At 45.9% G+C, this 24,293-nt stretch carries 18 protein-coding genes and 1 pseudogene; 17 read left to right on the forward strand and 2 right to left on the reverse strand.

Annotated features, from left to right (window positions below):
• Window positions 1-38: 38 nt before the first annotated feature.
• The 12 genes and pseudogenes from ACFVRY_RS09255 (at window position 39) to ACFVRY_RS09310 (ending at window position 12,719) form a co-directional block, all read left to right on the forward strand.
• Complete coding sequence (locus ACFVRY_RS09255) at window positions 39-689, forward strand: class II aldolase/adducin family protein (protein ID WP_387428263.1); 651 nt, start codon at window positions 39-41, stop codon at window positions 687-689.
• Between the two features lie 19 nt (window positions 690-708).
• Complete coding sequence (fucU, locus tag ACFVRY_RS09260; RefSeq protein ID WP_387499446.1) at window positions 709-1,137, forward strand: L-fucose mutarotase; 429 nt, start codon at window positions 709-711, stop codon at window positions 1,135-1,137.
• A 450-nt stretch (window positions 1,138-1,587) separates the two neighbouring features.
• Window positions 1,588-2,520 (forward strand): alpha/beta fold hydrolase, encoded by a 933-nt coding sequence (locus ACFVRY_RS09265; protein ID WP_387499448.1) that lies wholly within the window; start codon window positions 1,588-1,590, stop codon window positions 2,518-2,520.
• A pseudogene (locus tag ACFVRY_RS09270) lies at window positions 2,486-2,934 on the forward strand (GNAT family N-acetyltransferase). The gene ACFVRY_RS09265 and the pseudogene ACFVRY_RS09270 overlap by 35 nt, the downstream one beginning before the upstream one ends.
• Window positions 2,935-3,002: 68 nt before the next feature.
• The gene (locus ACFVRY_RS09275; protein ID WP_387499732.1) at window positions 3,003-3,389 is read left to right on the forward strand and encodes a histidine phosphatase family protein; all 387 of its coding nucleotides are present in this window, start codon (window positions 3,003-3,005) and stop codon (window positions 3,387-3,389) included.
• Entirely contained in the window at window positions 3,361-3,708 is a 348-nt protein-coding gene (locus ACFVRY_RS09280; protein WP_387499450.1) for a nuclear transport factor 2 family protein, read from the forward strand. Before ACFVRY_RS09275 ends, ACFVRY_RS09280 begins: the two co-directional genes overlap by 29 nt.
• Before the next feature lie 250 nt (window positions 3,709-3,958).
• Entirely contained in the window at window positions 3,959-4,903 is a 945-nt protein-coding gene (locus tag ACFVRY_RS09285) for an ABC transporter permease (protein ID WP_387499734.1), read from the forward strand.
• Window positions 4,904-4,930: 27 nt separating this feature from the next.
• Entirely contained in the window at window positions 4,931-5,818 is an 888-nt protein-coding gene (locus ACFVRY_RS09290) for a carbohydrate ABC transporter permease (protein ID WP_387499452.1), read from the forward strand.
• An 82-nt stretch (window positions 5,819-5,900) separates the two neighbouring features.
• Window positions 5,901-7,577 (forward strand): type 2 periplasmic-binding domain-containing protein, encoded by a 1,677-nt coding sequence (locus ACFVRY_RS09295; RefSeq protein ID WP_387499454.1) that lies wholly within the window; start codon window positions 5,901-5,903, stop codon window positions 7,575-7,577.
• A gap of 100 nt (window positions 7,578-7,677) precedes the next feature.
• Window positions 7,678-9,564: a sensor histidine kinase gene (locus tag ACFVRY_RS09300; RefSeq protein ID WP_387499456.1), complete on the forward strand. Its 1,887-nt coding sequence runs from the start codon at window positions 7,678-7,680 to the stop codon at window positions 9,562-9,564.
• Window positions 9,557-11,065 carry a response regulator gene (locus tag ACFVRY_RS09305; protein ID WP_387499458.1) on the forward strand — a complete coding sequence of 503 codons (1,509 nt, stop codon included), beginning with the start codon at window positions 9,557-9,559 and terminating at the stop codon, window positions 11,063-11,065. The genes ACFVRY_RS09300 and ACFVRY_RS09305 overlap by 8 nt, the downstream gene beginning before the upstream one ends.
• 25 nt (window positions 11,066-11,090) lie before the next feature.
• Window positions 11,091-12,719: a glycoside hydrolase family 5 protein gene (locus tag ACFVRY_RS09310; protein ID WP_387499460.1), complete on the forward strand. Its 1,629-nt coding sequence runs from the start codon at window positions 11,091-11,093 to the stop codon at window positions 12,717-12,719.
• A 262-nt stretch (window positions 12,720-12,981) separates the two neighbouring features.
• Here the strand turns inward: ACFVRY_RS09310 and ACFVRY_RS09315 are convergent, their stop codons facing one another.
• Window positions 12,982-13,770 (reverse strand): ABC transporter permease subunit, encoded by a 789-nt coding sequence (locus ACFVRY_RS09315; protein WP_387499462.1) that lies wholly within the window; start codon window positions 13,768-13,770, stop codon window positions 12,982-12,984.
• A gap of 20 nt (window positions 13,771-13,790) precedes the next feature.
• Window positions 13,791-14,678, reverse strand: coding sequence for an ABC transporter ATP-binding protein (locus ACFVRY_RS09320; protein ID WP_387499464.1), 888 nt, complete (start codon window positions 14,676-14,678; stop codon window positions 13,791-13,793).
• A 165-nt stretch (window positions 14,679-14,843) separates the two neighbouring features.
• Between ACFVRY_RS09320 and ACFVRY_RS09325 the strand changes: the two genes are divergently transcribed.
• From ACFVRY_RS09325 to ACFVRY_RS09345, 5 genes are all read left to right on the forward strand, one after another.
• A complete protein-coding gene (locus tag ACFVRY_RS09325; RefSeq protein ID WP_387499466.1) occupies window positions 14,844-15,446 on the forward strand; it encodes a TetR/AcrR family transcriptional regulator in 603 nt (200 codons plus the stop codon).
• Between the two features lie 255 nt (window positions 15,447-15,701).
• Window positions 15,702-19,658 (forward strand): X2-like carbohydrate binding domain-containing protein, encoded by a 3,957-nt coding sequence (locus ACFVRY_RS09330; RefSeq protein ID WP_387499468.1) that lies wholly within the window; start codon window positions 15,702-15,704, stop codon window positions 19,656-19,658.
• Window positions 19,659-19,741: 83 nt separating this feature from the next.
• Complete coding sequence (locus ACFVRY_RS09335; RefSeq protein WP_387499470.1) at window positions 19,742-20,596, forward strand: NAD-dependent epimerase/dehydratase family protein; 855 nt, start codon at window positions 19,742-19,744, stop codon at window positions 20,594-20,596.
• A 191-nt stretch (window positions 20,597-20,787) separates the two neighbouring features.
• Window positions 20,788-23,079 carry a helix-turn-helix domain-containing protein gene (locus tag ACFVRY_RS09340; RefSeq protein WP_387499472.1) on the forward strand — a complete coding sequence of 764 codons (2,292 nt, stop codon included), beginning with the start codon at window positions 20,788-20,790 and terminating at the stop codon, window positions 23,077-23,079.
• Window positions 23,080-23,403: 324 nt separating this feature from the next.
• A complete protein-coding gene (locus ACFVRY_RS09345) occupies window positions 23,404-24,285 on the forward strand; it encodes an ABC transporter permease (RefSeq protein WP_387499735.1) in 882 nt (293 codons plus the stop codon).
• Window positions 24,286-24,293 lie beyond the last annotated feature (8 nt).

Genomic DNA, 24,293 nt, shown 5'->3' on the forward strand with positions numbered 1-24,293 from the left:
AACATATATATTACATGGATAAGAGGAGAGATTACCGTATGGAGAATCATGAACAGAAGTTGCGTCGCCTGATTTGTGAGATTGGGAAGAACCTGTTTAATAAGGATTTTGTAGCCGCTAATGACGGCAATATCTCGGCCCGCCTGTCGGCCACCGAAGTGCTAGCTTCTCCAACGGGCGTCAGCAAAGGTTATCTGGAGCCTCACATGCTGGTCAAAGTGAATCTGCAGGGGGACATTCTGGAGGCAGCCGAAGGCTACCGTCCTTCTACGGAAGTAAAGATGCACCTGAAGATTTACAATGAGCTGCCGGAGATGAACGGGGTTGTGCATGCTCACCCGCCATATTCCACTGCCTTTGCTATCAAGGGGGAAGCACTGGATAAGATGCTAATGCCGGAATCCGTCATTGCGATGGGGGATATACCTATTGCTAAGTACGGTACGCCTTCCACCAATGAAATTCCAGACTCGCTGGAGCCTTTCCTGGGCAAGAAAACGGCTGTACTGCTGGAGAGCCATGGTGCGCTGACTTGGGGCAAGGATGTCATGAGTGCGTACATGAACATGGAGCGATTGGAGTTCACTGCGAAGCTGACCTATCTGGCCCGTATGCTTGATGGAGAGCGGGAATTGCCACAGCATCGTATTGAAGAATTGGTCGCATTGCGGTCATTCTACGGCATGTAGTCTCGGAGGAGGGATTCCGATGTTGAAAAAGATTCCTAAATTGCTGTCGCCTGAACTGGTCGCTGTGTTGATGGAAATGGGCCATGGTGATGAAATTGTGCTGGCGGACGCCAACTTTCCAGGTCATTCTCATCATTCCCGGGTTATTCGGTACGATGGGATCGGTATTCCGGAACTGCTGGATGCGATTCTGGAGCTGTTCCCGCTGGATCATTATGCTGAGCATCAAGCAGCATTCATGTCTGTGGTGCCTGGGGACCCTACAGTCCCGGTGGTCTGGGAGACGTATAAGGAGATTCTGGCGAAGCATGATGCTGAAGCAGTGATCGGACATGAATCCCGGTTCGACTTTTACGACCGCTCGAAGCAGAGCTATGCCGTTGTAGTCACTGGAGAAGAGGCGCTGTATGGCAATGTAATTTTGAAAAAAGGGGTTATCCGCTCCTAAGCTAAGGACATAAGGATAACGTATAGAAGAAACCGTTCCTTGCAGGAGAGGCTGGCGTACAAAGCTACAGCTTGCCTACCGATAGGTACGGTTTCTTTTTTGTGGACAAAGCGGACTTGCCGCTTATATTATTCCTATTTAAGTGTATTTTATATAACTGTTCTTCTCGCTTTTTTGAGCTTGATTGCCATCGTAAAGTTCATTTCAGAACGCTTCTATTCTTCCATTTATGGTAAAGTAGCGATGGTATTCACGGGAATAAATACGGCCTCTGAAACACAGAGTCCTTTGTTGATACACTCCGATCAGAAGCGAAGTATCCCGGTGATATGTATCTTTATCCTCCTTCTCTATTCAAAATAGGCAATCCTTGACGAAAAGTTTCTCTTTTTCTCTACAGCCGATTCTTTATACTGACCGTATAACAAGAACTCGGAAGAGGTGAGAGGATTGTCAACGATCCCTAAGCTGGACAACTATCTTCGTTACACGATTGCCGCTGCTTTTTTTCCGTTAACATGTACACAGGCGTTGTGGACGCAATATGATAGATTTCGATATAAGCCTGCAGGAAAGCACATCAGCATCGGCTCCCGTGAGCTTCATGCGCATGTCACCGGGAGCGGCAGAACGACGATCGTCTTGGAAGCCGAGATGGGCGGAAATCTACTGGATTGGTCATTGGTGCAGCCGGATCTGTCTCGAGATGCTACGGTTGTAGCCTATGATCGCGCCGGACTAGGCTGGAGCAAGGGCTCGGGCAAGCCTGCAACCTGCAAACAGTATGTTGAAGATCTACGTAGCCTGCTGGCTGCCTTGGAGCTGCAACCCCCGTACGTGCTTGTAGGTCATTCTTTTGGCGGAATGGTGATGAGGCTGTTTGCAGCAGAGTACCCGGATGAAGTGAAGGGTTTGATTCTGGTGGATGCCGTCCATGAGGGACGTTATCTTGTATCGGACATGTCTGAGCAGGGAAGACGCCACAAGGATAGCTTGAATCAATTGAGACTAGGCTATCTACTGTCTCCGGCTGCGATTCCCAGGCTGACTGGCCGTCATATCGGTTCAAAGCGTCTACCATCTCCTATGCTAGAGCAGGTTAAGGCCGCCGGATATAGGAGCAGTGCATACAAGACGCTCTATGCTGAACTGCTGGATGCACATGAAAGTGCCTTGCAGTTGGCTACGGCCGAGCGTTTGCGTGAAGATTTGCCGATCGTTGTGCTAAGTGCAGGCCAGCAGGACAAAGAGTGGCATAGGGAGCAGCTTCGGCTGGCAGAGCTCACATCCTGTACCCAGCATATTGTAGTAAGGGATAGCTGGCACTCTATTCAGATTTACCGGCCGGATGTCGTTATTGACGCCATACGGAGCCTATCATAGTATGGCAGAGGAGGCGCAAATTGTCCGGCGCAAGCTAATTGAATTCAATGCCAGGCAGGTGCCGGAGTCCTTGAGCTCCCGGTACGAGGAAATTCATCTGACGGTAAAGGACGAGCAGGGGCGAATTGTCGGCGGCATGCTGGCGGTCCTCTGTTGGAACTGGGTCGAGGTAGAGATTCTTTGGGTGGAGGAAGAGCTACGTGGACAAGGCTATGGTACGAAGTTGCTAGAGAGAATTGAGGAGATTGCGCGCGAGCAAGGCTGCACCTTCATCCAGTTGAACACTTTCAGCTTTCAGGCGCCGGACTTCTATCCCCAGTATGGATACAAGGAAATTGCTGTGACTTTGAGGATGCGCCGCTGGGCAACCGGCACCATTATTTCATCAAGACGATTGCTGAGAGGGAAAACTAATTAGGTGGTGAGGTTATGGGGATATACTTTCTCCGCCATGGAGCGGATGAGGAAGAATACCGCGGTGGATTGCGGGCAAGCTCGCACTGGAGATCGAACAGAGCATCGATTGGAGAGAAACCAATAATGGTGTACTGGCAGGGATGCCTAATGAAGCCGCTGGAAAATTATATCCTGGACTATATTTTTCAAGTTTGCAATGGGATCAAAGGTATCCTGACGGTGAGAGTCCTAAGGAGAATTTCACCCGTGTTGAGGAAGCTTTCCAGCAGTTATGCGCCGCATCCATCGCTCAAAGTGACATAGAAAATATTTTAGTTGTGACGCATGGCGGTGTGATCAATATTATCTATCATATTTTAAAGCGTCTGGCGTGGAGCAATACAAACAAGTTCTTCCCGGCAGACAATACTAGTCTTCAATACGATGGCTACATTAAAAGCGCATCTACTTGAACTGGAAGAAAGGTTGCTGCAACCAGCGGTTCGTACATCGGTCGAAGAGCTCTCAACATTGCTGTGTGATGATTTTTTCGAATTTGGCAGTTCAGGAAACGTGTGGTACAGGCAAGAGGGTCTCCACGACGAGGGGATTGGTATAGTAAATATGACTTTGAGCCATTTTGAGATTCATCCCTTGTCCAAGGATACGACGTTAACAACCTACAGGATATTTAATGAGGACAAGCAGCAGTATTCCTTACGCAGTTCCATCTGGAAATACAGAGATGGCAGATGGCAGATGTTCTTCCATCAAGGGACCCCAGTTACTTAAATATATTATGCGCAGCAAGTCTATAAATTGTATTAGCAGCTAAGCGAGTCGCTTGAACCTTCTTTCTGAAGGTTTGAGCGGCTTTTTGCTATGTCCATTACTTCTACGCGAAAGGACCTTACCTGAAAATTAGTAACTCTACCTTGAATGCGGTGCCTAGTTTCAAAAAAATGAACCGTTTACAATTAATAACGTAAAGAGGTTTTTTTGGAGGTGCATAAGTGATATGAAAGCCAGTTCACAAATGACTATGAAATCAAGTACGCCTAATGCGAGAAGGGAAGGGTGGAGAGCGATATTCAGAAAAATTTATAGGCAGCGGTACCTTCAGGTTATGGCTTTGCTTGGTATAGCGTGGATGATCGTATTCAATTATATCCCTATGTATGGAATTATCATCGCGTTTAAGGAATATGACATCATTTCCACAATTTCAGAGGCTCCGTGGGTTGGTTTGGATCATTTCAAAGAATTTTTGCGAGACGATGCACTAATCGAGGTCATTCGCAACACGCTTGGTATCAGTTTAATCAAACTGATTGTTGGTTTTCCTTTACCCATCGTATTTGCTTTATTGCTAAATGAAGTTCGGTCTGTTTTCTTTAAAAAATCAGTTCAGACCATTACCTATCTCCCTCACTTTCTGAGTTGGGTTGTTCTAGGAGGAATTTTGGCCACTTGGCTGTCTGATGTAGGTGTGATTAATAAAATATTAATGGCTATGAATGTTATAGATGCCCCGATAAGTTATCTGGCGGAAGCTAAATACTTTTGGACAATAATCATTGCATCTGACATTTGGAAAGAACTCGGATGGTCAGCCATTATATATCTTGCAGCGATTAGCGGTGTTTCCACTGAGCTGTATGAAGCTGCAACTATAGACGGTGCAGGGAGATTTCAAAAAATCCTTAATATTACGCTTCCGTCTATCATGGGTACCATTTCCATCTTATTTATATTAGCTGTTGGTGGTGTATTGAACTCCAATTTCGATCAAATTCTGGTGCTCCGCAATCAGCTTAATGCAAGCGCAAGTAATGTTGTCGATATCTATGTTTATCAAACGGGGTTGAATGAAGGACGTTACTCGTATTCGACAGCCGTTGGTCTACTGAAGAACGTTATTGCTCTTACTCTTTTAATCGGAGCTAACTCTGTAACCAAAAAACTTAATAATACTTCACTATTCTAGTATTTTGACATGAAAAGAGGAATGCACATGATTTCAATGAAGAGGCAGACGAAAGGCGAATTCACTTTCGAGATTATAAATGGCATTTTGATGCTTGCCATCTGCTTCATCACCCTTTACCCCATTTGGTATGTTGTCGTAAATGCCTTCAATGATGCTAACGATGCAATGCGGGGAGGGATCTATTGGTGGCCTCGGGAGTTTAGCTTAGAAAGTTTCAAGGCTGTATTTAATAGTAAGGGTATCATGACGGCTATGGGCGTTACTGTTGCGAAAACGGTCTTGGGTGTTCTGGTTCACGTTCTGTTTACTTCTATGGTAGCGTATGCGTTTAGTCGCGAAGAATTATATGGGCGTAAATTATATATGATTATCGGGACCATTACGATGTTTTTTGGCGGAGGTTTAATTCCAACCTATCTTTTAATCCGGAATCTTCATCTACTTGATAATTTCATGGTTTATATCATTCCGGCAGCTTTTAGTTTTTTCGATCTGATCATCTTTATGAGCTTCTTTCGTGAGATCCCGGCAGGTTTGGAAGAGGCGGCCAAAATTGATGGTGCAAATGACTTTAAAATATTCCTGAGGGTTATTATCCCTGTATCTATGCCAGTAGTAGCAACCATAGCTCTCTTTCATGGTGTCTATCAATGGAATGATTATTTTACAGGCATGATCTATATCAATAATCCCAATCTGCAGCCTATTCAAACCTTCTTGTACCGGGTGGTTGCCCAGTCGAGTTCCAATCAGATGATCTCGGCAATGCCTACCGGAGTATCCAAGAATATAACTTCGCAGTCACTGAAGCTTGCCACCATGATTGTGACGACTGCACCTATTGTAGTAGTATATCCTTTCCTGCAAAAATATTTTGTTAAAGGGTTTATGATCGGTTCCATTAAAGGATGAAACAGCACTCTGATGACAATTGTCCGTCCACTTTTAAGAGCTGGATTGATGATAAATTAAGAATTAGAAAAGGGGAAGAGCAATGGGGAATTCTTTACGAAAGACTACTTCAGGACTACTAGCACTGATTATGGCTTTTTCGGTTACTGCATGTTCTGGCGGGAATAACAATGCCAATGGTTCTGCAGAGAAGACTAACAACACACCGTCAACAGATACAACCGCAGAGGCAAGCGCAGCTCCTTCATCGGATGAACCAACCTGGAAGCAGGATACTTCACCGATTACGTTCGACTGGTATCTCAATTTCAGTTGGGCTGATGTCAAGTGGGGAGATAACGTGGTTACAGATTATATCACCAAAAAAACCGGTGTTGATGTGAATTTTATTATTCCTGCCGGGAATGAGAATGAAAAGCTTAATACGATGATGGCTTCCGGCTCCATGCCTGATTTCATTACTCTGGGCTGGTATGAAGAAGCGATCAAAAAGATGATTAAAGGTGATCTGGTACTGCCGCTCAACGATTTGGCAGAGCAATACGATCCGTACTTCTTAAAGGTGGCTGACCCGGCCAAACTTGGCTGGTACACGCAACCTAATGGAAATGTGTATGGATATCCCAATGCGTCTTCCTCTCCTGCGGATTATAAAAAATATGGAGAGCAGTTTACTTCCAATCAAACATTCGTAGTACGTAAAGATATGTATGAAGCGCTGGGTAAACCGGATATGAGCACTCCAGAGGGTTTCTTGAATGCGCTTAAGCTAGCCAAAGAAAAATATCCAGAAGTGAACGGCCAGCCACTGATTCCGCTCGGACTTCATGAGTTTACAGAAACAGGAAACTACTCGCTTGAAGGTTATCTGCAGAATTTCCTGGCGATTCCTCAAGAGAAAGACGGCAAATTATACGACAGACGCCAAGATGCTGAATATCTGAATTGGTTGAAAGTTTTCCGCCAAGCCAATCAGGACGGACTGCTAGCCAAGGATGTCTTTATTGACAAACGGGCTCAAATGGAAGAAAAAATTGCTCAAGGACGTTACTTTGCAATGCTGTATCAACGCACGGACTTTGAACCAATTAATACAACTTTGTACCAAAAAGACCCTAACTCCGTTTATATAGCTGTAGATGGACCAGCCAACAGTGCTAAGGATGCTCCTACGCTTTCTGGTCCGGGAATTTCTGGCTGGACGGTGACTTTGATTTCCAAGAACGTCAAAGATAAAAAACGGGCGATTGCCTTTATGAGTTATCTGCTCAGTGAAGAAGGAAATAAAGACTTGTTCCTAGGTGAAAAAGGTGTTACTTATGACACTATTGATGGTAAGGATCAATTCCTGCCTGACGTGCTAAATCTATTGAATACGGATCGTACGACATTTGATCAAAAGTATGGTGCTTCATTCAGATATTGGATGCTTATGGATACTAATATGAACTTGGCGTGGAACCCACCAGGAGCAGAACCTAACAGTCAAATGGCGGATTGGACCAAAGGTAAAGCTATCAGCATGGCCCAATATGATAATCTTGATCCGGATGCGACAAGTAAGGAAGGTATTTCCAATAGCAAGAACACTCGTTTATGGGGCAAGGCGCTTCCGAAAATGTTAATGTCGAGCTCAGATGCAGAATTCGATAAGGTGTTCAATGACTACTTGAAAAACCGTGGCGAGCAAGATGCTATTGATGCATACCGTCAAAATGCTTATGAGTCTAATATTAATAAGTTAAGTTCCTTTGAATAAATTTTTCATTCATTAATAAGCAAGCCTGAATATTCACTCTGTAATTTCGAATGAATATAACCGGGCTTGCTTCTATCATTATGCAGGACGTGAGGGATATTTGAAGATTAAGAATATTAAAATGCTAGTGTATATCCAAAAATTTATGCGCAGTCTTTCGCTTCAAGCTAAGTTGATCCTCTCGTTTATGATTTTGATTTTTATTCCGGTACTGATTTTCTCGTCTTATAGCTTTTCTCATGAAAGTTCTAAATCTATGGACGAACTGATCAGAAATAATGAAACGATCCTGGATATTGAGAAAACAAATATAGAAAACAATATCGAACTTATGGAGTGGACCGCTCAGCTTGCACTTTCTAACCGGGAGATGAACGATTTTCTGCAATCCCAGAAAGATTTTAACACGGAAGAATTGCTCGAAATCAAAACAAAATTAATAAGTGATTTTCAATATTTTCTTTTTAACAATCCGAGAGTATCCAAAGTCAGATTATTCACAAGCAACCCTAATGTGCAAGAGTTTTGGCCTGTACTTCTTCAGGAGTCGCGCATTCAAAATAAATATTGGTATAGGGATGTACTGGGGCAAGAAGGCAGTAGTTATTGGGTAATGGGAGAGCAGGAGGGTGTATTGGTTGGTGCACCTTCAGAACCTGTGAGGTTCGAAGCATCGTTACTCAAGGAGTTTAAATTTCTCGATGATACTACGCATAACGGCATATTAGAGATAAGTATGAGCATGCAGAATTTTTTTCTGAAAACCTTCAGTAAAGTTCAAGATCCCGGTTCTCAATTGGTTATTGTCACTCGGGATCATAAAGTATTTAGTTTGGATTCTTCGGTCATGTTTAATAATGTCTCCGCCGAGCAATTCATTGAAAGCGTTGTACTGAGCAATAAGCCGAGCAACGAAGTAGCTGAATTTTATACCGCGGGACAACCTTATTTGGCTATTCAGAGCTATATACAATCTATTGATGTCCATCTTGTAAATATTGTGAGTCTGGCAGATACCATGGCTGATATCAAAGAAAGACGAAGCAAATTAATAATAATCATTATCTTTTTAATGGCATTCTTAAGCTTATTATCTTATTTCATGCAGTCGATGATTCTTAAACGTCTTAGAGTTCTGAAAGATTCAATGAAAAAAGTGAGAGGCGGCAACTTTAACGTGGATCTTCCGATAACCGGAACGGATGAAATTGGGGAGCTCGGACATCATTATCGGAAATTGCTTAGTAAAATTAATGAACTCATTGAGGAGCAGGCAAATAGGCAGGCGGCAGGTAAAGAAGCTGAGCTGAAAGCGCTCAAGAACCAAATTGATTCGCATTTTCTGTATAACACTTTGGAAAATCTGAAGATGCTAGCGGAGATGGAAGGGCAATATGTTATTTCGGACACACTCACCTCGCTAGGAGGGATGATGCGTTATACACTGCAGTGGACACGAGAACATGTAAAGCTAGCGGAAGAGCTGAATCATGTTCATCATTATATTGACATTATGAATATCCGTTACAAGGGTAAAATTGAACTGGGTGTAGTCATTGATCCTGCATTATTAAATCAGGAGTCACTAAAGATGTCTTTGCAGCCAATTGTAGAAAATGCAGTTAAACATGGGATGAAGCAGATGAACTCAAAATCTGGGAGCTTCATCATCTCTATTACCGCTATGGTCCAGAAGGATACTTGTTTCATTGAAATTATGGATAATGGTTGCGGCATTCCCGAAGAGAAAATCCGTACGCTATCCAACTTACTGCACATGGAGGAAAGGGATTATCAGGAATTACGGGGAAAGGTTCAAAACGAAGGGGGCAGCGGCATCGGTCTGCGAAATGTGGATCAACGCCTGATTATGAGCTATGGACTTAACTACGGTATACGCATAGAGAGTATGTTAGGTAGTTATACTCGTGTTGTAATGAGCATGCCCCTTCTTAATTTTGAAGGGAGGAAGGACATCCATGATTAAATTAATGATTGTTGACGATGAGTATAATATTCGGATGGGACTACAGTCCATGATCGAAAGGAAGTTCCCTGAGGTTTACTCTTTCCGATTCGCAGAGGACGGAAGAGAGGCCTTGGAACAGCTGGAACAGGATCCGGCAGACATCATCATAACGGACATTCGAATGCCCATAATGGATGGAATCACATTATTATCCCATATTCAGCAGTTCCCGTATAAACCGGAGGTTTTATTGCTTAGCGGGTACGATGATTTTCAATATGCGCAAAAAGCGATACGATATCAGGTTAGAGACTATTTGCTCAAGCCCGTCGTACGCGAAGAATTATATTCATTTTTGGAGAGGATTAGGGTTGAGATAATGGATCGAAAGAAGCAGAATGAATTGTTAACCGTGTCTTCTCCTTCGGATTGGATCGCCAATATTCTTAATTCCAATAGCAACGATTCTAGTGAAACCTTCACCGATTTGCTAAATGCAGGATATGATTGGCTGGAGGGCCAATACATATTGGGGATTATATGTGTAGGGCAGAATGATCTCATACCTGTGCTGCTGTCTGAAATGCAGGATATTATTATTAGCAACGATAAAGAAGGAAATATAATAATTATAGCTCAAAATAAGCATGAATTTATCCAACTATCAGAAGAGCTGAAGAAATCAGGTGAGCGGGAATGCCGAATTGCTCTCAGTTCTAGTACGGAGGGTATTCAGCAATTGCGCAAAGCGTATAGCGAAGCCAAACAGACGATGAAATATTTTCTGGTTAACAACAGCGAAGTACTGTTCTATGACCATATTATAAAGCGGAGTTCAAATTGCGAATTACCTCTAGAGACTATCCACCGATTATCCAATCTGCTTGGTAACGATCGTCTGCCAGAGGTTAAGCAACTCCTTCAACAGATATTGAATATCCAGGTGATTAGCCACTGTGAGATTGGATATTTGGAGCGTATCAGTGTCATCATGAATGAAGAAATCTTTGATAAGGTTTACCGATATTATGGTCAAGAATCCATTCATATTCTGCGGCTATACAGTCAGGTGGGCCACATTGGGAATTTTCAGCGCTTTGTAGATTATTATAATAAGGTTGAAGAACTGCTAGAGCGTTTAGATGCCTTTGTGAAAGTGGCCAGAGAGCAAAGTAGTCAGGAGAACAAGAGTATGCAGAAGGCCATTAATTACGTCCATAAGCATTTTGCCGAAGACTTGAACATGGCTGTGGTCTCGAATCAATTGTCACTTAACTATACTTACTTCAGTCACGCATTTAAAGAATATACAGGAACAAGTTTTTCTTCTTATCTAAGAAATTTTAGACTGGAGAAGGCCAAGGCGCTCCTTGCGGGTTCTGATCTAAAAGTATACGAAATAAGTCAACAGGTGGGCTTCGATAATGTGAAACATTTCATCCGGATTTTTAAAGAATTAGAGGGAATAACGGCTCTGGAGTATCGGAATCAGAACCAGCAACCAGTCGCTTTAAAGTAAGGCGTTGAAAGGGGACAGGGCACATATGTTTGAACATACGGACCGAAGTTTGGTCAAAGGGTTCCTGCGATCACTGGGGACAGATGTTGTTAACGGAGAAGGAGACAAAATTATACTAACCGGTTGGGGTCTGGGGAACTGGTTACTGCCTGAAGGATATATGTGGTTATCTCGTTCGGAAAGATTCGACCGACCGCGAAGGATGGAACAGGTAATCCGCGAACTGACAGGTAGCCAGTATTCTGAAAGCTTCTGGACCCGTTTTCGTGAAAATTATGTTACCCGCGAGGATATTCGCATGATGGCTGAACTGGGCTATAACTCCGTGAGGATTCCGATTGGCTGGCGGGTGCTTATGAAGGATGAGCCGGGAACGTCCTGGAACGAAGATGGCTTTGCTTTGCTGGACCGATGTCTGGATTGGTGCGAGGAATTTAAGCTGTATGCCTTTTTAGATCTGCATGGTGCTCCTGGTGGACAGACGGGTGCGAATATCGACGATTCGGTGGATGACTCCCCGCGGCTGTTCACCGATTCTGAAAGCTGGAGTAAGGGCATCGAACTGTGGAAGGAATTGGCCCGCCGTTATAAGGACCGCTGGATTGTAGGTGGTTATGACCTGCTGAATGAGCCTCTGCGTCCAGGATTGAATGAAGGTTACCACCAGTATTATCTTCTGCAAAAGCTGGCAGATTTCTATGATGAGGCTATCCGCGAGATCCGCGCTATTGATCCAGTGCATATGTTATCTATAGAGGGTCATCATTGGTCTACAGATGTTTCCGTGTTCTACAAACGTTACGATGACAACATGGTCATTCATTTCCATCGGTACGCCTGTATGCCCGGAATCGAAGCCTTGCAGGAGTTTCTGGATACCTCGAAGCGTCTGAATCAGCCTTTGTGGCTCGGTGAGACGGGAGAAAATTATCCGGAATGGTTCGCTGCTATGTATCCTTTAGCGGTTTCTATGGGAATCGGTTACAATCTGTGGCCGTGGAAAAAAATGGAGTGCACCAATTCTCCGTTTTCTATCGCTCAACCTAAGGGGTGGAAAGAATTCCTCGCGTACTCCGAAAGTGGCCCTCGTCCAGAGGAAAAGGATGTACAAAGGACGTTGGATGCTTTCCTTGAGAATATGAAGCTGGAGAATTGCCTTGCAAATCCGTTGGTAACGGATTCGGCATTCCGACGTCCGGGCTGCCGCGTACGTGCAACAGATTTCGATGAACTGCCTGGTAAAGGGCAAAGCTTCAGCGGCCTGCGGGATGAGGGGAATATTTACCGCTATCGGTCCAGGGCAGGGATGAAGCTGATCTCGTTATCCGATAAGCTGGAGAAGAAGCGTTTTGGTTTTGACAGCGGCTGGGACCTGTTAGGACTTGAACTCGGGGAGCAGGAGTTTGCTTGCTACACTTTCAGCGAAATTAATGACGGCGGTTATGCGCAGTTGGAGTTGAAATGCACAGAAGATGCTCAATTAACAGTAGAGCAAGATGACAAAGAGATTCAGGTAGTCAATGTGAAGAGTGACGGTGAGAAAACTCATGTCCGTGTAGGTCCGTTTAAGCAATCTCAGGAATCGGTATTAAAAGTAGCTCTTCAGCAAGGGACTATAGAACTGCTGTCCATAGAACTCGAACGTTTAACTTGACGATATAACCTCTCTTCAATGCTTGTGGGAGTGCCTCCCGTTTTTGGTACAGAGTTCAAAAAAGTTTGCAAGTTTAAATAGCCAGTCTCCGGAAATCTACCGGGGCTGGCTATTTAGGTGGGCCTGGTAAGGTGTCAATTCTAGGGTGAAATTCCCAAATGAGGCTTACCGCCCACTCCTACTTGATTTCTACGGATGACATTTTACGGTGTCCCGTCGTGAGTCTGTTAGGTCGACCATCAGATCAAAGTCATTGCCTGCCCTAGAGGGGCAGGTCACGCCGTCGGAACAGGGCGATGCCAAGGCTGAAGGCGGCCAGGCCTATGAGCAGTAGGATGGCCGAGATCAGGCCGACCTGTGCACCGCCCTTCACAATCTCGCCAGGGCGATAGAGTGTGAACAGGGTCAATATCTTCACCCAGCTCAGCTGGTCGCTGATTTTGCTCAGCAGATCCAGAGTGAAGAAGCCGAAGGTGATTGCGCTTGAAATGCCGAGCGCTTTCTTCTCGTCATTGGAAAGACAGGAGACGAGAAAAGAGATCCCGCCGATGGCAAAGAAGAGCAGGAAGGCAACGGTGTTGAGCGTAAGGAAGCGGCCAACGTTGAAGTCGTAGCTATTCCCGAGGAACCAGAAGACGCCCAGGAACCCGGCACCAGTTGTAGCAGCCATGATGACCAGCAGGGCCGTAGTCAGGACAAGTGCCTGCGTTAATGCCACCTTGCTTCGGGTCGTCGGTGTGGACAATAGGTAGGCCATGGAACCGCGGTCCACGAGTCTAGCCATGAGCCCAGTGGACATTTGTACACAGACGATGGATAGCAGCAGGACAAGAATAAGGCCGTAATACTCCCCAGAGATGAAGGCTTCGGCGCTGGAAAAGCCGCTGTTTAGCCCAAAGGCGTTACCTACGCTCTCTGGCATGGCACTGACTAGATCATTTATGGCCTTCATATTGTTCGCTAAGGCCGGATAGAGCCAGATAATCAGCAGAATGTAGAAGGCAGAACCGAAGGCGTAATTCAAGATTCCTTTCAGGTTAACTTTTATCATTTCTTTATATAATGGAAGGTTCATCGCGCTTGCCCCTTCCGTTCATAATAATTCATGAAGATATCCTCCAGATTCTGGGTGAATATATCTAAGCTGCGGATACTGTATTTCGCCGTTTCACGGATGAACTGATCATAATTCCCCTGCACCGCCACCCTTACTCGGTTCCCGTCACGGGACTCCACGTACAGACTTCCGGTACTGAAGCTATCCGCATCCTCTCTATGTTCAAACACTACATCAAACAGCTTCCGCTGCATGGATTGCAGTTCATGAACATCCTTGACGGTGATCAGGCGTCCGTCTTTGATAATCGCGGCACGATCACAGGTGCGTTCAATCTCCTGAAAGCTGTGCGAAGACATCAGGAAGGTGGTTCCAGCGGCTTTTTCCTCCAATACGAGCTCTATAAATACCTTCTGCATCAGCGGGTCGAGGCCCGAAGTCGGCTCATCCAGAATCATGACTTCTGGACTGTGCATGAACGCGGCGACGATACCGACCTTCTGTTTCATTCCTTTGGACATTTTGCGGATGGGTGTCGCTGCATCGAATTGCAGCCGTTCGATTAGGGTAGAGCGCTTCGCGGTGTCCTTCAAGCCCTGCATTTTCGCCATAACATCAAGAAAGCCCTTGCCAGTCATACCGTCTATAAAAGCGATCTCTCCGGGCAGATAGCCGATATGCTTCTGAACACTTCCTTGTGCCTTCCAGACATCCAGACCGGCTACGGTTACAGTCCCCCGGTCAGGCTTCATAAAGCCCATAATATGCCGGATAGTTGTAGATTTACCTGCGCCATTCGGTCCCAAAAAACCGAAGACCTCCCCTTTTCTGACGGAGAACGATACATCTGTTATTCCCTTGCCATTGGCGAACTGCTTCGTCAAGCCCTGCACAGTCAGCATGGTGACACCTCCACTGTCCTGTAGAATGAAATAATGAACTATTATTGGTAATATATTTCATGTGTTATACTATGCCTTAGCTAGCCTGAAGTCAATATAATTATGAAATATTTATTGATATGTATTTCATAATTTCGATATTCAACAGAACTAAGGAGGAGGCGTATGAACGGTTTTGAGAAGAGGTCTGCGCTAATCAAGGAGAAAATTACGAATGCAACGCTTGAGATGCTAAGAACTTGGGAGCCGAAGCGAATGCGGATAGCCGATATTGCCAAAGCTGCGAGCGTCTCGCAGGTGACTATATACAAGCATTTTGGCAGCAAAGAAGAGCTACTGAGGGAGACCTTCAAGCATCTAGTAGAGCAATCCACGAGAGAATTCGAAGCTTTTATTCATCAAGAGCCTTCCATGAAGGAGATCGTTCAGTATATCCTCGGGATGAAAAAAGGAACTTATGCCTTACTACGGCCAAGCCTAGTGCAGACATTGATGATAGACGACCCGGAAATGTTTCAGTACTTGCAGGTTCAATATGCAGAACGGACGTTGCCGCTTATGGTGAGGATGGTAGAAAAGGGTCAGGCACGTGGGGAGATTTCCTCCAAGGTGTCGGCCAACGCCGTGTTAATGTATATGCAGATGTACATGAAAAGTAAGGAGGAGCTACTGGAGCAAGCCAAGGCGGAGGAGAATCTGGATCATTTTATGGATGAGACGCTCCATCTGTTTTTCTATGGGATGTTTGGAAGGGAAGCTGGGGAGTAGAAGAGGTGTGTTTTCAGTGAATGGGAAGAGATTGAAGAGAGCGTCGTTCTGCTAAGAACGGCGTTTTGTTTTTTCTGCTTTTCTTCATTATAAATGGAAAACTGTTCGTTCTATACTATTTTGCCCCCCTTTTAAGGGTTAATTGTACGTAAAATACCGAAATGTACCTATCTTGGAAATTCATCTTCTACTATGATCTTCTCGTAAGAAAGCGCTATCAAAATGATTTGGACCAACAATTCAGAGGGGGTAGGGATGATTTTGAAAGTAATCGGAAAAAGGTTGAGAATGAGTCTGCTGGTATTCATTATTGCAGTAGCGCAGTTCGGATTTATTGGAACAAAGGGCAATGTGGCACAAGCAGCTGATGCCAGTATGGCTCAGAAGCCGTACATGGGCTGGAGCAGTTACAGTATGCAGGTGTATGATGGGGCAGGCAACTGGACATCGGCAGAAGGCATCAAGAAGCAATCGGATGCCATGCATGAGAAGCTGCAAGCCCATGGCTATGAATATATTAATATTGATGCGGGATGGAATGGTGCCGAGGATCAATATGGCCGACCTATTCCGAGTGAGGAGCTGTATCCGAACGGATTTCAGGAGGTTATTGACTATGTTCATAATAATGGGCAGAAGATCGGGATTTATCTGATTCCGGGAATGTCGATAACAGGCTATAACGCGAACTATGAAATTTATGGAACTAACGGACAATGTCGTATGCAGGATATAGCAGCACAGCCGCTTACGATTATGGACTATTGGGATTCCTATACGTATAAAATTGATTTTAGTAACCCATGCGCCCAAAAGTATATTGATTCCATCGCGGATCTCCTTGGCGAATGGGGGATTAACTTTGTCAAATTTGACAGTGTGACTCCTGGTTCGGGTATCAACAACCTGAGTCGTGATGCGCGCGGCGATGTAGAAGCTTGGTCTAAGGCACTCGCGAGAAACAACATCTGGTTCGAGCTTTCATGGGCGCTGGACCATAACTATGTGGATTTCTGGAAAAAGTACGCTAACGGCTGGCGGATCGACTGGGATATTGAAGCCTACGACAGCAGTAAGGGCTTAACGGAATGGTCGAGTATTTCCCGCTTGTTCCCGCTTGCGGCCATCTGGTGGCGAGATGCAGGACCGGGGGGCTGGAATGATTTTGATTCCCTGAATATCGGAAATGGTTCTATGGATGGTCTGACCAGAGATGAGCGGAAGTCGGCTATGACGTTCTGGTCGATCTCTTCAGCCCAGCTCTATACAGGCAATGACCTGACAAGGCTCGACGACTATGGATTGGAGCTGCTTACCAATGACGAAGTAATTGCCGTCAATCAGGCGGGTCGTCCGGGCCATCCGGTGTCTATGGATAAACAGCAGCAAGTCTGGTATGCCAATAATGGAGATGGTACTTACAGCGTAGCGCTGTTCAATCTGGGCAACCGGAGTGCTGAGGTTAAAGTGAAATGGAGTGATCTTGGACTTGAAGGTCCAGCTTCGGTACGTGACCTGTGGAGCCATTCCGAGCTAGGTAATTTTGAGAAAGAATTCAGCGGCGGTGTGCTCGAACCCCATGCTTCACGTATGCTTAAAGTGACTGCGCTGAGCGGCACATCTGCTGTCAATGACGATGATACAGGCATGCGCTACAGCGGAGAATGGAAACGCAATGGTGGCAAGGAGCAGTTGAACGGGGCACAGGATATCAGCATAGCAATCAAAGATACCACAAGTACTAATCCAGCGCTTGCTCCACAAGCTGATAACCTGAACAATGCAGCTGACAATGCTGCAAATTCAGCACTGGCTAACAATGCAACCGTTACGAATGTAGTCTATATTAATGATGATGACAGCAATATTAAATACACCGGATCGTGGAATCCGAACACCGGTAGAAGCTTTGGGGATTACAATGGTGATGTGCATTACACGGAGACGGACGGGGATTCTTTTGAGTACACCTTTACGGGTACAGGCATTGACGTGCTGACAGAGAAGGATAGCAATCTGGGAGACATGATTGTTACCCTCGATAATGGCACACCACAAACTGTAAGCGCTAATAACAATGGACCGAGAGAAGTACAGCAGGCTGTGTACAGTGTGTCGGGTCTAGTTAACGGTTCGTATACGCTAAAAGTGGTCAAAGGTTCGGGCCAATATATGCTGCTCGACGCGCTTAGAGTGACAACAGAAACACCTGCGGGAGGACAGAACAGCACGATTAATCCTGCATCGACTAGCTTTGACAAGGCTGTGGAACAACAGAAGGATGTCACTGTTTCATTGTCCTTGAACGGCAATACGCTAACCGGCATTGAAAATGACGGCGTGGCCCTCAGTACAGACGATTATACGGTAGTTAACGATAAGCTTACTATTAAAAAGGAGTATCTCGCATTGCAGCCTGCTGGCACAACGAGTCTGAACGTAATCTTTAGTTCGGGTGATCCGCAGCCGCTGACTATTCGAATCAGCGATTCTACAGGCATTCGTTATGCGCTTATCAATAACGACGATCCTGGCATTAAGTACAACGGCTCCTGGTCGCGCAGCACTGGAAGAGGGATGGGTGACTACAAGGATGATGTGCATTACGCTGAGGCTAACGGCGATTCTTTGGAATACACCTTCAGAGGAACGGGAATTCAGCTGATCACGGAAGTAGATCAGTCACAGGGAGATATGGATATCTATATTGACGGTCAATTTAAGGAAACTGTCAGTGCTTACCGTAATGGACGGCTGGCTCAGCAGGTTCTGTACAGTATCTCTGATCTGCCGGATGGAATGCACACACTCAAGGCCGTGAAGAAATCAGGCCGATTCATGCTGCTAGACATGCTGAAGGTTGAAATTCCAAATTTGATTAATCCGGTGCAGGCGGGCTTCGATAAGTCAGCTTCCGCTCAAGCGGATATTGATGTGACGTTGCTGCAACAGGCGGAAAGCTTCACCGGGATTAATAATGGATCATATAATCTAGTTCCAGGAACAGATTATACGCTAACCGGGAACCATGTTACACTGAACAAATCTTATCTGGCTACACAACCGGTGGGTACACTGAACCTCAGCTTTACCTTCGGGGGCGATTATCACAATGATGTGCATTATACAGCGGTGGATGGTGATTCCTTTGAATATACTTTCAAGGGTACTGGAATCAGCTTGATCACACCTGTTGGACCAGAGCAAGGTGAAGTAGATATATATGTAGACGGAGAGCTGGTGCAAACCGTAAATGCTCACAGTCCGATCCGTCAAACTCAACAGAAAATCTACAGCATCTCGGGATTGGCCAGCGGCGTACACACGCTCAAAGCTGTCAAAAAATCCGGTGATCTCATGCTGACAGACCAGTTGAAGTTCACGGTTGTTGCTGCAGATAATGGCGGACCGGTGGGTCCGACTGAATCACCAGCGCCAACCGCAACCCCAGTGCCAACTGATCCTGCTGGACCAACTGATCCAAATGGACCATCGAATCCAAGTGGGCCGTCTACCTCAGTAGATCAGCCTACAGCTACTCCAGCTCCAACAGCAACCCCTGCTCCTACTGCCACTCCGGCACCGGGCACAGGGGATGGCGATACGAAGTCCATTCAACACACGGCGTATATCAAAGGTTATCCAGGCGGTTTGTTCAAACCGGATAACAAGATCACCCGTGCTGAAATGGCAACGATTCTTGCAGGTGTTGCTCAGAAAGAAGCAGCTGGACCAAATGTCGTATTCAGTGATATCAAGTCCGACTACTGGGCAGCGGAAGCTATTGCCAAGGTTGCCAAGATGGGTCTGATGAATGGCTACCAAGACGGTACATTTAAGCCGAATCAACCGTTGACCCGGGCAGAGCTGGCAGTTCTAGCTGCTGCTCTCAGCCAGACAGCTGCAACTGCGGGGCATGGATTCTCTGACATTGCTGGCCATTGGGCACAAGCAGCTATCTTGAAAGCTCAGAGTGCAGGCATTCTGAATGGTTATGCCGACGGCACTTTCCGTCCTGGTGCAATTCTGACCCGCGCGGAAGCGGTTGTTGCCATCAATAGAGTATTAGGCAGAGGCCCGCTCACTGGCGTTGTGCAACCACAGTGGAGTGATGTTCCGACATCCCACTGGGCGTTTGGTGACATTGAAGAAGCGTCGAGTGATCATGTCTCCAAACCCGGAACAACAGGCGGAGAACAGTTGGTAAAATAATTACAAGCAGGACTAGAAAAAGGGGGGCCTTTGGGGCCCCTTTTTGCTGAATGAATAGAGACGTTAATGAAAGGGGAAGCCGCATGAATATTTTGATTACCGGTGCCAGTGGATTTATTGGTAAAGCCTTGGTCAAGCACCTGGCGGATAAGCATGATGTTATTTGTCTGTCACGAAAAGCTCCGGAGGGAGCGGCGGCTTATGTACAGGGTTCTTTTGACGTAATGGAGGACTTGAAGGGACTGGATGCTTACGACATTGAAGCCGTGATTCATCTTGCGGCTGTGACTGGAGGCTGTAGTGAAGAGGAAGGACTCGGGGTTAATGTTCTAGGCACAAGGAGGCTCTTCAGATATCTATTGGATCGAGGCTGCCGGAAGTTTATTACTGCGAGTTCCATTGCCGTGGCGGGTGGACTGGATGAAGATTTTGTTCCGCTGGAGTTACCTATTCCAGATGAGCACCCATGTCTGGCTACTGATGCCTACGGACTCAGCAAAGCTATGGTAGAGGAACTGACCCGCTATTTTCACCGTGTTCATCCTGAGGCTGACTTTATTAATTTACGCCTCGGTGCTGTAGCGGCAGAAGACTGGATTCCGCCTGTTCTAGAAACTGGCTCCCGGCCATCGCTCCCGTTCATCACCATGGCCCATGTGTATGCTGATGATGTAGTCCGGGGAATCGCCGCGGCACTGCATGCTCCACTTAGGCCGGGGGTGCGGACTTTGAATCTGGTGGGGCCTGATGCAACCAGCAATCTGCCCGTGCCGGAGGTGTTAAGTGATATTTTGGAAAATTCCTATAATCTGGATTACTATCATTTCCCGGGTCATAATTATAAGTCATTATATGCTATGGATCGGTTCAGAGAAGAATTTGGTTTTGTACCTGTAAGGTCCACTCGATACGAGAAAAACGGTAATCAGGAGAACTGAATCGTCAAAAAAGCCGAACTCGGGATTGCCGATAAAAAGCAGTGATAGCAGCGGGATATCGCTGCTTTTTATACATTTCCGAATGTACATAGCGTGACGGAATGAGGTTGAACACTTGACTATACTGAAAAATGTTTTAATCTATAATCATGACAGCGCTATCAATGCCACATCCAGGAGAGGGGTCCATCATGCTTAAATTTTCTAGTGTCTTCCGCAAATTTCTAATCTCCTATGTGGTTATTTTGATTATACCCAGCATTGGCGGCTATATGTCTTATCTAACGTCGATTTCGGTGACACGTTCCATCTCGATTGAGAATAGTGTGACCCAGCTTCAGAAGAGCCAGGATATTCTCGAGCGCCGTATGGCGGAGGTAGAAGGCTTTACGAGACAACTTGCAGTAAACCAGGAATTGAACGTTCTGATGAACGAGCGCGATAATGAGACGAATGTCTACGGCATATGGAGAGCGATGCGGAACGTCCTGACCTTCGGGCAGACCAATGATTTTCTGCAAAATTATTATATCTACCTGTCCAATTACAATGTGATTTTGACACCGGGTTCTACCTATAGGCCCGATCATTACTATGCCAATTTTCATTATAACGATCTGCCGTTGGAAGAATGGAGTAAGGAAGTACTGGAGAAATCTCATCGGAGTGAAATCAAACCGCTGAGTTCTTTTGTCAGCAGAGGGATACAAACTTCAGTGATAACGTACATGCAATCATTGCCCCTGGACAGTTTCAATGAAGATTCACCGGCTGTTGCGGTTGTAATCATAGACGAGAAAGTTATTGCCAGTCTGCTCTCCGGTCTGACGGAGCGGTATGGTGGCTGGGTTCATATCAGCGATGCGGAAGGGCAGACCATTGTCCTGCAGGGTAGCAGTGAGCCTGAAATGGTCAAAATGGTGTCTGATTCGTCGTTTGACAAGAACGAAGTCAGCCAATTCTATGGTGATGATTTGGTGATCACGACCCGTTCAAGCACGAATGGATGGGTGTACAGGGCAGGTATCCCTCGTCAGGTTCTGATGGAGAATGCCAACAAGATCAAGGAAATGACGTGGCTGATTACGGGAGGCACGCTACTGATCGGCCTGATTGTCGGTCTGGTGCTGGCTTATCGTAACAGCGCGCCGATTAACCGTCTGCTCAGTGTTATGAAAGAGCAGTTTGGGAAGGACGAAGCAGGTCCCAAGAATGAATTTGACTTTTTGAGCGGAAACATCGCCGATATGATTACCCAGAACAAGTTCCTGGAGTCAGAGCTGAACCGCCAGCTTCCGCTAGTCAGGGATGCATTCCTGAAGAGGCTGATAGCCGGCGAATTCAAATCACGGGATGAGATTCTTTCTGCTGCCCAGCAGGCGGATATCAATCTGCAACAAGGTAAAGGGTATGCCGGAATCATCCAGATTAACGGATATGCGGGTATGGATAGCGTGGAGATTCTGAATGAGCTGAATGCTTCCCGCCTGCTCGTGAAGCAGGGTTTATCTGAACTCGGCGTGGATGTGCTGATGACGGATATAGGCTCCGATAAAGTAGTCACCTTGTTCTTTTCTATGAATGAAGAATTGGGTAAAGAGAATGAGATTGCGGATATTACTCACACCATGGCGAATCTGGCGCAGTATGTGTTTAATGAGTACCGCATTACGATTCAGACGGGCTTTGGCGAATTGTTCAGCTCAGTGACTGAGGTCAGCCTGTCCTTTGATCAGGCCAATCAGGCCTTGGAATACGCTGTCTACATGAATAAAAAAGGAATTATGTGGTACAATGAGGCCCAAACTGAGAACACGACCTATTATTATCCGCTAGATTCGGAGCAGCGGCTGATCAGTACGATCCGAGCCGGAGAACTAGAGGAGGCCAAACGGATCGTCCATGCGATCATCGTACAGAACATGGAGCAGCGTGAGCTATCCATTGAAATGAAGCACCAGCTTGTCGGGGAAATGAAGGGAACCTTCCTTAAGCTGTTGGATCAAAAAGCCTTTACGGAATATGCTTCTATCGAAAGTGTCAAACGGCGGGTCATTGACATCGGGTCCTCGGAGACGCTCGAGAGCATCCAGTCTGAATTTTATGAAATTATGGAAGAACTCTGTGGGCTTATTGCCAACAAGAAGAAGGACACACACATTCAGATCATTAAACAGATCAAGGAGTATACGGCAGAGATGTACTCTGATTCGGAACTGACCTTGTACCGGGTCGCTGAGCAAGTGGAAAGACCCGAAAAATATATCTCTCAATTGTTCAAGGAGGTCACAGGTGTTAATTTCTCCGACCATCTTGTCAAAGTCAGAATGGATCAGGCTGTAATTTTGTTAAAAGAGAGTGGATATACCGTGGACGAGATCGCTGCACGGGTTGGATACAATAGCTCTCACTCCTTCAGACGGGCTTTCAAGCGGTTAATTGGCATATCGCCAAGTGCGTACAGACAATGTGTTGATGAATGAACCTCTTCAAGACCCATGGCTGCGTTGTCCGGTTTCGGACAGTGCAGCCTTTTTTCTCCCATTTGGGATACAGTCCCGGAAAAATGGCCGTTCCTATGCTGTTTTGTGCCCCCAAAAACGGGGTATCTGTACGCTGAAAAGCGCAATTGTACCTATTCAGGGGACATCTAAATCTACTATGATCAAGTCGTAGAAAGCGCTATCACAAAAAACAGAGGCTGTTGGATAGGGGGAATTGTTCTGGAGAAACAAATCGCTTTAAACCGTACGTCGTTGCCGCAGAGCAAAAAACCGGGCTTTTGGTACAATGCCCGTAAGAGTATTATGAAGCACTGGCAGTTGCATCTGCTGGTCATTCCGCCCTTACTGTTCTTCGCCATCTTTAAGTATTACCCGATGATGAATGCGGTCCTTGCCTTTAAGGACTACAACGTTATTAAGGGAATATGGGGAAGTCCTTGGGTTGGTTTTCTAAATTTTCGTTTATTCTTTGAGAATCCGCAGTTCTGGACATTGGTCAAGAATACGCTCTTACTCAGCGGCTATCTGCTGCTCGCCGGATTCCCGATTCCGATTCTGTTGGCCCTCATGATTAATGAGGTTCGCGGAGGAAGGTTCAAAAAATTCGTGCAGCTCGTGTCGTTTGCACCTTATTTCATTTCAACCGTTGTCATGGTGTCTATCATCATGCTGTTCCTGGCACCGCGGCTCGGCTTTGCCAACATCGCGCTCAACTTCTTCGGCCTACAGTCCGTTAACTTCCTGGGGGAACCGGGGATGTTCCGTTCGATTTATGTGTGGTCGGATATTTGGCAAACTGCCGGGTATAGTGCAGTCATATATTTGGCAGCGCTTGCGGGAATTGACCCGACCTTGTATGAAGCAGCCAGAGTTGACGGAGCGTCGCGTTTTCAAAAAATCCGTCACGTTGATCTGCCAGGAATTGTACCGACCATCGTCATCATTCTGATCCTGAATGTAGGGAATGTTATGGCGATCGGCTTTGAAAAAGTCTACCTCTTGCAGAATCCGCTTAACCTAGTCAATTCCGAGATCATAGCAACCTATGTGTATCGTGTGGGTCTGTTGAATGCCAACTACAGCTTTGCAACCGCGGTTGGTTTGTTCAATTCACTTATCAATCTGATCCTTTTAGTTACCGTGAACGGTTTGGCGAAAAGAATTACTAAGAACAGCATCTGGTAGGGAAGGAG

The sequence above is a fragment of the Paenibacillus sp. NPDC057934 genome, from assembly GCF_042887565.1.
In the GTDB taxonomy this organism is placed as follows: domain Bacteria; phylum Bacillota; class Bacilli; order Paenibacillales; family Paenibacillaceae; genus Paenibacillus_AQ.

Coding starts and splice junctions, on each gene's coding strand:
- ACFVRY_RS09255 (WP_387428263.1), top strand. CDS start 39: ATGGAGAATCATGAACAGAAGTTGCGTCGCCTGATTTGTGAGATTGGG.
- fucU (WP_387499446.1), top strand. CDS start 709: ATGTTGAAAAAGATTCCTAAATTGCTGTCGCCTGAACTGGTCGCTGTG.
- ACFVRY_RS09280 (WP_387499450.1), top strand. CDS start 3,361: ATGGCTACATTAAAAGCGCATCTACTTGAACTGGAAGAAAGGTTGCTG.
- ACFVRY_RS09285 (WP_387499734.1), top strand. CDS start 3,959: ATGAAATCAAGTACGCCTAATGCGAGAAGGGAAGGGTGGAGAGCGATA.
- ACFVRY_RS09290 (WP_387499452.1), top strand. CDS start 4,931: ATGATTTCAATGAAGAGGCAGACGAAAGGCGAATTCACTTTCGAGATT.
- ACFVRY_RS09295 (WP_387499454.1), top strand. CDS start 5,901: ATGGGGAATTCTTTACGAAAGACTACTTCAGGACTACTAGCACTGATT.
- ACFVRY_RS09305 (WP_387499458.1), top strand. CDS start 9,557: ATGATTAAATTAATGATTGTTGACGATGAGTATAATATTCGGATGGGA.
- ACFVRY_RS09310 (WP_387499460.1), top strand. CDS start 11,091: ATGTTTGAACATACGGACCGAAGTTTGGTCAAAGGGTTCCTGCGATCA.
- ACFVRY_RS09315 (WP_387499462.1), bottom strand. CDS start 13,770: ATGATAAAAGTTAACCTGAAAGGAATCTTGAATTACGCCTTCGGTTCT.
- ACFVRY_RS09320 (WP_387499464.1), bottom strand. CDS start 14,678: ATGCTGACTGTGCAGGGCTTGACGAAGCAGTTCGCCAATGGCAAGGGA.
- ACFVRY_RS09325 (WP_387499466.1), top strand. CDS start 14,844: ATGAACGGTTTTGAGAAGAGGTCTGCGCTAATCAAGGAGAAAATTACG.
- ACFVRY_RS09330 (WP_387499468.1), top strand. CDS start 15,702: ATGATTTTGAAAGTAATCGGAAAAAGGTTGAGAATGAGTCTGCTGGTA.
- ACFVRY_RS09335 (WP_387499470.1), top strand. CDS start 19,742: ATGAATATTTTGATTACCGGTGCCAGTGGATTTATTGGTAAAGCCTTG.
- ACFVRY_RS09340 (WP_387499472.1), top strand. CDS start 20,788: ATGCTTAAATTTTCTAGTGTCTTCCGCAAATTTCTAATCTCCTATGTG.
- ACFVRY_RS09345 (WP_387499735.1), top strand. CDS start 23,404: ATGAAGCACTGGCAGTTGCATCTGCTGGTCATTCCGCCCTTACTGTTC.